This is a genomic window from Neobacillus ginsengisoli (genome assembly GCF_030813055.1).
Genome location: NZ_JAUSTW010000001.1, coordinates 646,256 through 658,731 on the forward strand (window position 1 = coordinate 646,256; position 12,476 = coordinate 658,731).

Annotated in this window: 14 protein-coding genes; 5 read left to right on the forward strand and 9 right to left on the reverse strand. The window is 37.0% G+C overall.

The window, feature by feature from the left end; all coding sequences use genetic code 11:
* Window positions 1-5: 5 nt before the first annotated feature.
* Window positions 6-1,931, forward strand: coding sequence for an ATP-dependent DNA helicase (locus J2S10_RS03440; protein ID WP_307404379.1), 1,926 nt, complete (start codon window positions 6-8; stop codon window positions 1,929-1,931).
* 60 nt (window positions 1,932-1,991) lie between these two features.
* On the opposite strand, the gene J2S10_RS03445 is transcribed toward J2S10_RS03440, so the two are convergent.
* The 5 genes from J2S10_RS03445 to J2S10_RS03465 are packed head-to-tail and all read right to left on the reverse strand — an operon-like array spanning window position 1,992 to window position 4,775.
* A complete protein-coding gene (locus tag J2S10_RS03445; protein ID WP_307404381.1) occupies window positions 1,992-2,291 on the reverse strand; it encodes a metal-sulfur cluster assembly factor in 300 nt (99 codons plus the stop codon).
* A 13-nt stretch (window positions 2,292-2,304) separates the two neighbouring features.
* Window positions 2,305-3,549 carry a hypothetical protein gene (locus J2S10_RS03450; protein WP_307404384.1) on the reverse strand — a complete coding sequence of 415 codons (1,245 nt, stop codon included), beginning with the start codon at window positions 3,547-3,549 and terminating at the stop codon, window positions 2,305-2,307.
* Between the two features lie 14 nt (window positions 3,550-3,563).
* On the reverse strand, window positions 3,564-3,770 hold the full coding sequence (locus J2S10_RS03455) for a DUF2249 domain-containing protein (protein WP_307405138.1): 207 nt from the start codon (window positions 3,768-3,770) through the stop codon (window positions 3,564-3,566).
* Window positions 3,771-3,791: 21 nt separating this feature from the next.
* Window positions 3,792-4,028 carry a DUF2249 domain-containing protein gene (locus J2S10_RS03460; protein WP_307404386.1) on the reverse strand — a complete coding sequence of 79 codons (237 nt, stop codon included), beginning with the start codon at window positions 4,026-4,028 and terminating at the stop codon, window positions 3,792-3,794.
* A gap of 54 nt (window positions 4,029-4,082) precedes the next feature.
* Complete coding sequence (locus J2S10_RS03465) at window positions 4,083-4,775, reverse strand: Crp/Fnr family transcriptional regulator (protein ID WP_307404388.1); 693 nt, start codon at window positions 4,773-4,775, stop codon at window positions 4,083-4,085.
* A 214-nt stretch (window positions 4,776-4,989) separates the two neighbouring features.
* On the opposite strand from J2S10_RS03465, the gene J2S10_RS03470 reads away from it, so the two are divergent.
* The gene (locus J2S10_RS03470) at window positions 4,990-7,353 is read left to right on the forward strand and encodes a nitric-oxide reductase large subunit (protein WP_307404390.1); all 2,364 of its coding nucleotides are present in this window, start codon (window positions 4,990-4,992) and stop codon (window positions 7,351-7,353) included.
* 24 nt (window positions 7,354-7,377) lie between these two features.
* Here J2S10_RS03470 and J2S10_RS03475 read toward each other — a convergent pair whose 3' ends face one another.
* On the reverse strand, window positions 7,378-7,530 hold the full coding sequence (locus J2S10_RS03475; protein ID WP_307404393.1) for a hypothetical protein: 153 nt from the start codon (window positions 7,528-7,530) through the stop codon (window positions 7,378-7,380).
* A 130-nt stretch (window positions 7,531-7,660) separates the two neighbouring features.
* Here J2S10_RS03475 and J2S10_RS03480 point away from each other — a divergent pair, with 130 nt between their 5' ends.
* Window positions 7,661-7,894 carry a DUF2249 domain-containing protein gene (locus J2S10_RS03480; RefSeq protein WP_307404395.1) on the forward strand — a complete coding sequence of 78 codons (234 nt, stop codon included), beginning with the start codon at window positions 7,661-7,663 and terminating at the stop codon, window positions 7,892-7,894.
* Window positions 7,895-8,108: 214 nt separating this feature from the next.
* Window positions 8,109-9,620: a carboxypeptidase M32 gene (locus J2S10_RS03485; protein WP_307404398.1), complete on the forward strand. Its 1,512-nt coding sequence runs from the start codon at window positions 8,109-8,111 to the stop codon at window positions 9,618-9,620.
* A gap of 63 nt (window positions 9,621-9,683) precedes the next feature.
* Here the strand turns inward: J2S10_RS03485 and J2S10_RS03490 are convergent, their stop codons facing one another.
* The 3 genes from J2S10_RS03490 to J2S10_RS03500 are packed head-to-tail and all read right to left on the reverse strand — an operon-like array spanning window position 9,684 to window position 11,987.
* Window positions 9,684-11,339 carry a b(o/a)3-type cytochrome-c oxidase subunit 1 gene (locus tag J2S10_RS03490; RefSeq protein WP_307404400.1) on the reverse strand — a complete coding sequence of 552 codons (1,656 nt, stop codon included), beginning with the start codon at window positions 11,337-11,339 and terminating at the stop codon, window positions 9,684-9,686.
* The gene (locus J2S10_RS03495; RefSeq protein ID WP_307404401.1) at window positions 11,339-11,815 is read right to left on the reverse strand and encodes a cytochrome c oxidase subunit II; all 477 of its coding nucleotides are present in this window, start codon (window positions 11,813-11,815) and stop codon (window positions 11,339-11,341) included. The genes J2S10_RS03490 and J2S10_RS03495 overlap by 1 nt, the downstream gene beginning before the upstream one ends.
* Before the next feature lie 22 nt (window positions 11,816-11,837).
* Window positions 11,838-11,987: a cytochrome c oxidase subunit 2A gene (locus J2S10_RS03500; protein ID WP_307404403.1), complete on the reverse strand. Its 150-nt coding sequence runs from the start codon at window positions 11,985-11,987 to the stop codon at window positions 11,838-11,840.
* 350 nt (window positions 11,988-12,337) lie between these two features.
* Between J2S10_RS03500 and J2S10_RS03505 the strand changes: the two genes are divergently transcribed.
* The gene (locus tag J2S10_RS03505) at window positions 12,338-12,463 is read left to right on the forward strand and encodes a hypothetical protein (protein WP_307404405.1); all 126 of its coding nucleotides are present in this window, start codon (window positions 12,338-12,340) and stop codon (window positions 12,461-12,463) included.
* Window positions 12,464-12,476 lie beyond the last annotated feature (13 nt).

Below are 12,476 nucleotides of genomic sequence, written 5' to 3' on the forward strand. Positions count from 1 at the left end.
TTTTTATGGAAAGCCGTATGCCATTTGTCGTTTCAAAAAATGAGACATTTTACGATAAATTAAGTGAATGGATGGGCGACTTATTTTATGATATTTTGCCTGAGGCAGGGTTCGAGCTAAGGGATGAACAAATTTTCATGGCTTTTCAGCTCGAAAAAGCTTTTAAAGATAAGAAGGTAATGTTCGCTGAAGCAGGAGTCGGAACAGGAAAGACAATTGTATATTTGCTTTACGCCATAATGTATGCAAGATATACAAATAGGCCTTCCGTGATTGCCTGTGCTGATGAAACGTTAATTGAACAGCTTGTTAAAAAAGAAGGCGATATTGCGAAACTGGAAAAGGTATTGGGACTTAAAATTGATGTTCGATTGGCAAAATCAAGGGATCAATACCTATGTTTAAAAAAGCTAGATCAAGTGAGGAACAATGATTTAAGTGATGAAATCGCTGATTTATATGACGATCTTCCTGATTTTATTCACTTTGGCGAGTCAATGCAACAGTTTGAAAGGTATGGTGATCGAAAGGATTATCCATCCTTAACAGATGAAAAATGGGGAGAAATCAATTGGGATTCACTTCAGGATTGTTTTTCTTGCGAAAAGCGTCATCGTTGCGGACTTACTTTGAATCGGGATTATTACCGTCATTCCGAAGATCTGATTATTTGTTCGCATGATTTTTATATGGAGCATATTTGGACAAAAGAATCGAGAAAACGTGAAGGCCAGCTTCCGCTTCTACCGGAACATTCTTCCGTTGTATTTGATGAAGGCCATCTACTGGAATATGCAGCTCAGAAGGCGCTAAGTTATCGCTTTACAGATTATACGCTGGAGACATTGCTTACAAGGCTGATGGAGAATGAAGTTCGTGAAAAAACATTGTATACGATTGATGAGGCACTATTAGAAAATGAAGCTTTTTTTGATACGATTTCAAAATTCTCTAATGAATCTCACGGTTCTGAGAAACAAATCATTACCAAGCATCCTTTGGTGATGAAATATGGAAGGAAGCTGCTGAATAAGCTTCAAGCATTAGAAGAAGAGTTGGTGTTTGAAAGCGAGTTATATGTAATCAATGAGTATGAGTTAAAAATTGTTGAAGAATATTTAGAGCAAATTACCTATTCTTTATCACTGTTTCTTGAAGAAATGAATGGAATTACTTGGTTTGAAGAAAGTGCAGGCGAACGGACACTTGTCATAATGCCAAAAATGGTCGAGGAAGTGATGAGAGAAGAGGTGTTCTCACAGAAAAAACCTTTTATTTTTTCATCAGCAACCTTGTCCAATCAAAAATCGTTTGATTATATTGCAAACAGCCTTGGCGTAAAGGACTATCTTTCCTTTTCAGTTACATCCCCCTTTGAATATGATGAAAAAATGAAGATTTTTCTTCCGGAATTCTCAAAAGATGATATGGATAAAAAAATCAGCTATCTCATTCAAATGGTTCAGCAATCAGAAGGAAGAGCACTTATTCTGTTAAACAATAAATACGAATTGTCTCAATTGAAGAAAAGTTTACCGACTGAAATCATGTATCCTATTTATTTTGAAGGTAATGAAGAGATTAGTACACTTGTTTCAAAATTCCAAAATGACGAGCATGCGATTCTATGTTCCATTCATCTTTGGGAAGGGCTGGATATTCCCGGCAGGTCGCTTGAAAACGTGATCATCTTTTCGTTGCCTTTTCCACCGAATGATCCCGTTTTTACTGCAAAAAGAAATGGAGTCGATAACCCGTTTGAGGAAGTGGATTTACCTTATATGCTTCTTCGCTTACGACAGGGAATAGGCAGATTAATCCGAACTGAAACAGATCGTGGGTCAGTCCATATTTTACTTGACGACGATATGGATCGAAAAATCCTGGAAAAGATTAAACAGGTACTGCCCACTGTGGCAATTGAAAGCTAATAAAAGAAAAAAAGGTCATCCTTGCTAGGTAGAAATACCTCCAAGGCATGACCTTTTCTTTTATCGTCCCAGTAAACGTAGACCTTCAGGTGTCATTTTCTCAGGAGACCACGCAGGTGTCCATACAAGATTGACTTCCACCTTCCTTGCTTCCTCTATTCCCTCCACACAATAGCGAACCCCGGAAGTAATACTGTCATGGAGTGGGCAGCCGGGTGTTGTTAACGTCATCGTGATAAATACGTCAGCTTCATCGGTAATTTCGACATTATAGATTAAACCAAGATCAACGACATTAATATTTAACTCCGGATCATAAACACTGTGTAACGCTTTTAGAACTTTTTCTTTTAAATTCATGATAAACACCTCACTATTTTTTTATTACACTTAAAATGCTTAATGCAATTATGATAAAGACAACAGAAAGGACAAATTGGCCAATGGTAAAGAGAATGGCTATTTTAAATATTAATGCACAGAAAATGATCAATACTGCAATAACAAATAATGAAAAGAGAGGGAAAACGATTTTTTCATTCATCATCTCCTTTAATGAAGGAACGGATTGCTTTCCGATTTGCTTACTGTATTTAAAAGTCCACCATAGAAACGGGACAATTTTATATAAATAGCCGACAATGCTTAATACAATCCAGAGCAATAAATAAGAATAAATAAGCGGCCCAATAACTGCTGTAAAATGATTACTCCATAATAGAATAAAAGCTGAAAGATGTATGATATTCCCAAAACCGATTGCGAATAAAGCGAAGATAAACGGCTTATCCAGCTTTTTTTTCAATCTTTTTTCAATGATAATCCTTATATGCCAACTAAAAATCGAGAATCCGATTAGTAGCAAAAGAAATCCGATTTTTAAAAAAATAGCACTATTGAAGAAAAAAGAAATTACTGTAATGATAAGACCGGCTGCATAAAAGCCATAAACGTATCTTGCCAGAACCATCGGAAAGCCATGGGATAAAGAAAACATCGGTACCATTTTATAGGAAAATCCGAAAATTAATAGAGTAAACCAGCCGGTTACTCCCATTATTAGATGGCTTTTGAATATAGATTGATAATATTGAGAGCCTATCCCGGTTTTTAGACAAAATATTAATGTAATCCCAAGGGAAATTGTAATAAACAAGCATAGTAACGCAGTACCTACAAAAGCTGTAAGGATATTCGGTTTTGCCTGTTTTCGCAAGGTCATAAACATTTGGAATAGAAACATTAAAATTCCTAAAAGGGTAAGAATCCCCGGAACCAATGCTTTTTGCGGTGCCCAATATAACAACCCCGCAAATGTTACAATTCCTGTTGCGGTAATGAAGAATTGTATAAAACCAAATTTTTCATTCCATATTTTTGTTAAAAAGGCAACAGGTACAAGCTGATACATGGAACCCATCACCACCATCAATGCCCAACCTAAGACTAGCAAGTGGGCTGCGGACCACATAGCCGGAATTCTAAAGCTGCCCTCAACTAACATTTGACCATTAACAAGTATGAGAATTTGTGAAATGACTAAAGCGATTAAGCTAAATATAATAAATGAAAATGGAAGTTTAATATTTGTTTCACTTCCTAAATTCTGAGGAAGCATGTAAGTTCACCTTCTTATCGGAAGATTTCAATTTTAAAACTTCCGTCGTTTTGTTGTTCTGTTCGTTGCTGAAACCCTAATTCTTCTAACTGTTCATAAAGAAACATCGGCCTTCTGTCATTTATGATCGTTAATATCTCTTTTTCCCCTAGGTTTTCTAATGCGGCAAGCGTTCTCATCATTGGCTGCGGCGGCTCAAGTCCGCGATTATCGATAATCATATCCATTCACCAAACCTTCTCTTACTTTTGTTTTTTAGTAAATTTAACCTTCCAGTGACCCTTCTCGAGCTCATCTTCTTCATGGGTGAAGCCTTTTGCTTTTAATACTGCGAATAATGGTACTGGTTTAAATGGTGCATGAAGGATAAAGATATCACGATCTTTTAATTCCTTTATTACCTCCATGATTTTCTGAAACGGTTCTATTTTATTCTTTAAATCCTCTCGGACATCAAGTTCAATGATTCGTGGTTCCATAAATATAACATCTCCTGATAATTAAAAGTAAAAACCAGCTTTTATCGATAGATTTTAATAAAACAACTCTTGCTGTAAACCTTCCCGATCGATTAAATAATAGCCATCATCGTCATGGTTGATATATTCTTTCTTTTTTAAATAATTAATCGTTCTGCTGACAGTTTCTCTGGATGTGCCAATCATATTAGCAAGTTCACGGTTCGTAAATTGAGTCGTCAACCTGTATTGATTATTTATTTTGTCACCGTTGGATTTACATAATCTAATAAGAAGTAAAATGATTTGCTCATACGTATTATGGAGGATTTGGGCCTCTAATCGTCCTTGTAAATCAACAATCTTTTCTCCCAACACTTTAAAAAGCTTAATACAAAGTTCCGGGTAGGAAATAAGAATTTCCTCAAATTTGTCAATCGGTATTACGATAAGATGAGCATCTTCCATCACCTCAGCATGTGCAGGGAAGCTTCCTTGCCTAAAAAATCCTGCATGGGGAAACATTTCTCCCGGTTCTAATACCGATAAGATTTGCTCCTTTCCTGATAAATCCGTTTTGTAAATTTTGATTTTGCCTGTATGAATAAAGAATACACGGTCAAGTGGATCATCTTGCATAAAAACATACATCTTACTCTTATAAAAACGAGCCTGTGAAATCCTTATTATTGGATCCAATTCCTCAGGTGACAACTCCTTAAATATCGGAACTACAGATAATCTTTTTACAATGTCCTCTTGCTTCATTAACATCACCTTCATGTTATTAATTCTTATTTAAATACATTGTAGCAGTGATTTCACTGCAAATATGTGACCTCCATCATAGGAATAGTATTTTATGAAAATAATTCTCAGTGGTGTGCTAAAAATCACAGGAGTTGGATGAATTGCTTCACTTTGTGAGATCCCTGTGAAAGTTACAATACGAAATGAAAAGAATAAGAGAGGATGAAAGGGTATGGAAATAGAACGAGGAACACCCACAAAAAAAGTGGTAAAGGAAAACAGGAATGCACTGTTAAAATCTATTTTAATTATTACACTTTTGATAAGTTTCACTGTATTGTTGGGCGGTGGATATTGGATTTTTAAAGAACAGGCACCTAGACCAGTAGAGGTTACCAACGAAAAAGGTGATGTTTTATTCACAAAGGAAACGATTATGGGCGGTCAGGCAGTTTGGCAAAAGTATGATTTAATGGATTATGGTACTGTCTTAGGTCACGGTTCATATATGGGACCAGACTATACCGCTGAATCATTAAAGATTTACACGGAAGGAATGCAAGACTATAAAGCGAATGAAAAATATGGTAAAAAATTTGCTGCATTAACGGAAGACGAAAAAGCGGTGATTAAAAATAATGTAATCAAAGAAATGCGGAAAAATCGTTATGATAGCAGCAAAGATAAATTGCAGCTGACAAATGCACAAGAATATGGACTTAAACAAGTAAGAGTTTATTATAAAGGAATATTTACAAAAGGTGACGGTTGGGGATTAAAGGCAAATCTAATCAAAGATTCAGATATGCCAAAAGATAATCGTGCCTATGTAGCAAAAGGAGATCAAATTACCCAAATCTCTGATTTCTTCTTCTGGACTGCATGGCTTTCAAGTACTGTCCGCCCAGGGGATAAGATAACATATACAAATAACTGGCCTTATTATGAAGATGCAGGAAATCATGTATCCTTCTCAGCAGTTTGGTGGAGCGGAGCAAGTGTAACACTATTTGTCTTAATGGTTGGAATCATTCTATACGTTTTCTACCGTTACCAATTTAGTATGAGAGAAGCGTATAAAGAAGGGAATTTCCCGCGAATTGATTTAAGGAAAATACCAGTAACGAGTTCACAGATAAAAACAGGAAAGTATTTTGTTATTGTATCGATCTTATTCTTTGTACAATGTATGTTTGGAGCATTACTCGCTCACTATTATATAGAACCTGATAGTTTCTTCGGAATGAAATGGATTCATGATATTCTTCCATTCAATATTACAAAGGGATTTCACTTGCAGCTTGCGATCTTCTGGATTGCCACAGCATGGTTAGGCATGGGAATCTATGTAGCACCACTTGTAGGCGGCTTTGAGCCAAAGAAACAAGGCTTATTGGTAGATATTTTATTTTGGGCATTGGTTATCCTTGTTGCAGGAAGTATGGTTGGTGAGTGGCTTGGTGCAAATGGCTATTTAGGAAATAACTGGTTCTTATTAGGTAACAATGGTTGGGAATATCTTGAGCTTGGCCGTGTTTGGCAGGTTATTTTAATTGTGGGAATGTTAATCTGGCTGTTTATTGTTTATCGTGGTATAAAAGCCGGTCTTAAGAAGGAATCAGATAAGGGCGGACTTATCCACCTCTTGTTCTACTCTGCGATTGCAGTACCTGCTTTCTATATCTTTGCATTATTTATTAACCCGGATACAAGCTTTACCTTTGCTGATTACTGGCGCTGGTGGATTATTCATTTATGGGTAGAGGCTATTTTTGAAGTATTCGCAGTAGTTGTTATTGGATTCTTATTGGTTCAAGTAGGATTAGTAACGAAAAAATCCACTGTTAGACAATTGTATTTCCAATTAATCCTGCTTCTAGGCAGTGGTGTAATCGGAATTGGCCACCACTATTATTATAATGGTTCAGCTGAAGTATGGCTCGGACTTGGAGCCGTTTTCTCAGCATTGGAAGTAATTCCATTAACTTTGTTAATTCTCGAGGCATATGAGCAATACAAAATGATGCGTGAGGGTGGAGTAAACTTCCCTTACAAAGGTACTTTCTGGTTCTTAATTTCTGTTGCCATTTGGAACTTGGTTGGTGCAGGTGTACTTGGATTCTTAATTAACCTTCCGGCAGTCAGCTATTTTGAACATGGACAATTCTTAACACCTACGCATGGTCACGCTTCGATGATGGGTGTTTATGGAATGTTTGCAATTGCATTACTACTTTACTCATTAAGAAACATTGTAAAACCAGAGGCTTGGAATGATAAGTGGGTTAAATTTAGCTGTATTATGTTGAATGCAGGTCTTGCTGGTATGGTGTTCTTATCATTACTTCCTGTTGGGATTATTCAAATTAAAGACGCATTTGATCATGGATATGCTCATTCTCGTTCAGCATCCTTCTTACAAAAGGATATTGTACAAACATTATTAACATGGCGTGCTGTTCCAGATTCAATTTTCTTAATTGGTGTTATTGCATTAGTTATATTCTGTATTAAGGTTCTCTTCCATTTACGTAAACCAACACATAAAGAGAATGAAATGCTGCCAGTTAAAGATTTGTCAATCGATGAGGAATAATAGGTTAGAAAAAAATCCGCAAGGTTAACTTTGCGGATTTTTTTCATGTTTTGTCGATCCTTCATTACAATCGAAACAATAGATCTCTTTTTTTTCGGTTATAACACCATTAAAAAAACCGTCAAAACAAAAGACGTCTTTGCCGCAGCCTTTGCACATGCCCACTAATTCTTTCATTTCTATGCCTCCTCAGTTGTTCAATAAATATTAAAAATATCATCTTCAAGGTGTGATGATATTCACTATTGATTACGATATTGTTTTTTATAATAAAAGAGTAGAAAACAAAATAAAAGGAGTGAAAATAATGCAAACCTTCACGAAAATTATTAATGTTCCAGATTACCCACCTCGTGAAAAACATCCGACTATCTTAAATGGATTCGACGAGTTAAAATCTGGTGAAGTAATGCAAATTGTAAATGATCATGATCCAAGACCGCTTCATTATCAATTCATGATGGAAAGAACCGAGCAATTTACTTGGGAATACCTTGAAGAAGGCCCAGATAAATGGCGGGTAGCGATTGCTAAAAAGTAATCAGTAATTATTAATTGGGCTATTAAACCCGCTTGCACAGTAAACTTTCTTAAAGCATTTTACTTTATTTTCCAATGAATATCCTCTTTTCCTTATAATTTTATTTTACAACAGAATTCATATTCTGTTGTTTTTTTATCCAATTCTTTGGCCATAAAATAATTTTCAGAAAAATATGATAAAATTTAAGGTGGTATTAAAAGGGGGTAGATCAATGAACTCTAGAGTGGAACAACTTGAAAAGGAATTTTTAGATTATGTAAAAAAAATGTCCGCTTATCATGAGGCGTTAGCCTTAATTTATTGGGACCTACGAACGGGTGCTCCTAAGCTAGGAGTTGACCAAAGGGCAGAAGTAATCGGCATGTTATCATCAGAAGTATTTAAGATGTCTACATCTGAAGAAATGGCAGCGTACATAGCATATTTATCAAAAGCAGAACTCTGTGAAAAAACAAGGAAAGTCCTTGAAGATTGCAAAAAAAATTATGAGAAGAATAAAAAAATTCCTGCTGAGGAATTCAAAGAATTTGTCATCCTCCAGTCAAAGGCGGAAAGTGTATGGGAAGAAGCGAGAGAAAAATCAGACTTTGAAATGTTTAGACCGTACTTAGAAAAATTAGTTAAAATTACGAAACGGTTCATTAATTTCTGGGGATTCGAAGGAAATAGGTATAATGCACTATTAAATTTGTATGAACCCGGGATCACTGTAGATCTATTGGATCGCGTATTTGGTGAGCTTAGGGAAAAAATCGTGCCTTTGGTGAAACGAATTACCGATTCAACCAAAAAGCCATGTACTGATTTTTTGTTTGAAACATTTAAAAAGGAGAGCCAGCGCCAATTTAGTTTAGATGTGCTTGCTCAAATTGGATACAATTTCGACGCCGGAAGACTTGACGAAACCGTCCATCCATTTGCAACAGGTTTAAATCCCGGTGATGTCAGGGTCACAACCCGTTATGATGAACATGATTTCCGGACGGCTGTTTTTGGAACAATCCATGAAGGCGGTCACGCCCTATATGAACAAAATATTTCAAAAGATTTGATTGGTACTCCATTATGTTCCGGTACTTCTATGGGAATTCACGAATCGCAATCACTTTTCTACGAAAATTTTGTCGGTCGTAGCTTGCCCTTTTGGAAATACAATTATGACCTTTTAAACAAATATGCAAATGGTCAGTTTGATCAAATTGCTATTGAGGACTTTTATCGTGCAATAAACGAATCGAAGCCTTCATTCATTCGCATTGAAGCCGACGAATTAACCTATCCGCTCCACATCATTATCAGGTACGAGATTGAAAAAGGGTTATTTAATGATGAAATGGAAGTGGAGAACCTGCCGGAAATATGGAATCGTATGTATGAAAAATATTTAGGTATCCGGCCGGGATCTGATGCGGAGGGAGTTCTCCAGGACGTTCACTGGTCCGGGGGGAGCTTTGGCTATTTCCCTTCCTATGCACTAGGTTTTTTATATGCAGCACAGTTTAAGAACAAAATGCTCGAGGAGCTTCCGAACTTTGATGAATTGTTGGAGGAAGGAAACTTCCTTCCGATTAAACAATGGTTAACAAGAAATATCCATCAGTATGGAAAACTAAAAAAGCCACTTGAAATAATGACCTCGATAACAGGGGAAGGGCTAAACTCAAAATATTTAGTAGATTATCTTTATAAAAAGTATGGAGAAGTGTATCAATTAAATGAGTAGCACAGATGAAAATAAAAGAGGCTGATTTTATGTGAATCAGCCTCTTACTATACTGTTTTGTTTCTACCAAGTTTTATACCCTTTGACACCCGGCGGTGCATTTTGAATGATATCAATAAACGGTATCGTATAAGCGAAAAGGATAAGAACAGCGGTAATACCAAGCCATAATTTCCAGTTTTCGAATACCATTGGCGCTTTTTCTTCAGCATTTTCTGCTTCACCGACAGGGAATTCTTCTTCCCCTTTAGGAGCAAAGAAAGCAAGATTTACAAAAATAATAATAACTAGGATAATACCGATGAAAAGGATTGAACCACCAACTGCTTGGGCAATTTGATAGGGAATCCATTCAGCTGCTTGCTTTGCTCCACCGTAAGTAGAGAAAGCGGAACGTCTTGGGGCACCCAGAAGTCCTTCAGCATGCATCGCTCCTGACATGAAAACCATTCCAATAAACCAAACCCATGCTTGGATAATTCCTAATTTATTCATTGCCTTTGTTAATTTACGTCCTGTTAAATGGGGAATGAGCCAATAGGAAATTCCAAAGAACGTTAACACAACGGATGTTGCTGCAGTTAAGTGAAAGTGTCCTGTTACCCAAATGGTATTATGAACAACCTCATCCATTTGGTTTGAAGCATTTACAATCCCGCCCGCACCGGCAGGGATAAAAGATGCCATTCCGATAAATGGTACTGTAAAGCGGGCATCGTTCCACGGAAGGACTTTGAACCAGCCGAATAATCCTGTAGCACCTTTTGCACGGCCGTTCCGCTCAAATGTTGCAAATAATGAAAATGCAGTCATTAAGGATGGAATTACAACCATGAAGGTTAAGACAACCTGAATGAATTTCCAAGCCGGATCAATTCCCGGTTCCGTTAATTGATGGTGAAAACCGACAGGAATCGAGAAAAGCAGGAACAATAAAAATGATAAACGAGCTAAAGGATCTGAGAAAATTTTGCCGCCAATAACTTTTGGAATGACTGCATACCAGCACATATAGGCTGGAAGTAACCAGAAATACACAAGCGGGTGACCAAAATACCAGAATAAGGTACGGCTGACTAAAACATCAACGGTAGGAACGATACCAAGCGACCAAGGAAGCAGCTGGAAGAGAACAGTTGCTGCAACTCCCAGTGTTGCTACAATCCACATTACCGTATTAATGACAGCCATAAAGCTTAACAGCGGACTTAGCATTCCCGGGTTATTCTTCCGCCATTTTGCATAAGTCATAATTTGGGCAGCTCCATCAATCCAGCTTCCAACAACAACAAAGGTTAATCCCAGGTAAAAAATCCAATGCGCTTGTAATGGTGCATAGAATGTATATAGGACGGATGCCTTATTAAGCAATACCATTGTTGCCGCCATTGCAGTTCCTAAGAGCATTACCCAAAACCCAATCCAGCCCGTCCGGCGAGCGGCTGGGGAATGAGGACCGGCTGTCCTGCTTACTGCTGCGTACTGAAATCCCATAATAAAGAAAGTGGTTAAAACAAGACCCATCATAACACCGTGAACCGTTAAAATTTCGTAGTAACCAATCCCAAGCGGGAGTTCAAATTTTCCCGATCTAACTAGGGTTTGTAATAAACCCATAAGTCCCCCTAAAGCAAGTGCAGTAAAAGCCACATAAAAATGGGCCATTGAAAGCTTTGCATCCCGTGGATCAACTTTTATTTTTGCAGTAGAGCTAACCATTATTTTACCACCTCAATCTTCGCACTCATTAAATGGTGACCTGCCCCGCAGTATTCATTACAAACAACTAAGTATTCTCCAGCTTTGTCAAATGTAGTTGTATATTCGCTGACATAGCCTGGTTCCAGCATCATATTAATATTGGTTCCTGCGACTTCGAAGCCGTGAACAACGTCCTTTGTTGTTGCAATAACTCTAACCTTTGCACCAAGAGGTACTTTAACTTGAGCAGGATTATACGAGAAGGTTTGAGCGACAAATACTAATTCATAGTCCCAGTCTTTTCCTTCAACCTTGTGAAGTCCCGGTGAATTAAATGGCTTTGTTTGATCAACCTTGGTCGGATTTATAGTTGTTAAACAGCTTGCCGGTTTATTTCCTAGATAGAATGCGCTTACACCGATTGTTGATAAGAAAAACACCAGTGCCCCTACTCCAAATATAAGCCATATTTTTTCGTATTTATGCATATGCATAATTTTTCCCCCTCTCTATCTTTTAAAATCGTTTTAGGTATAAGAAGTAGACACTTGCCCAGGTAACAACGATAAAAATCCCCAAAAAGAAAACGGATGCCAGTGTCCCCTTAAGAGAAGAACTGTCTTCTACTTCTGTTTTTTGTTTTGTTTTCAGTTCAGCTTTTGCCATCCCCCTGCACTCCCTTCTGATAATTAAAAAAAATAAATAAGTTCTCTTTCATAATACAAAACAATCGTGAAAGGAAAATACGAAATTCTAAAGTTCACAAATTGTTCATTCCTTAGTTAATTACCATGGTAATGATAAAAACCTGATGTAACAGTGATTTATGTCACAAAATGCGTGTTGGTAATGTGGCGGAAATGTGAATTCGCACATGTGAACTGTGATAAAAGTAGTTGAATGGGATAGGGAGGTCAGAGAAAATTTTAGTTTTTTGTATTTGTCACAATAAGGAATTTAATAAATAAAATGAAACTATATACCCTACTTAGCTTTGGATGAGGGAGTGTATCTTTTTGGAAAAATACTATTGTGAACAGTGCCGTCTTCTTTACAACAAAGAAGAATATTGCAAAATCTGCGGACTGCCGGCAAATAAAAAAATTAAAATAGAGGTACAAAAGCAAACAGAAAAACAATAAGCCCTTTAAGCAC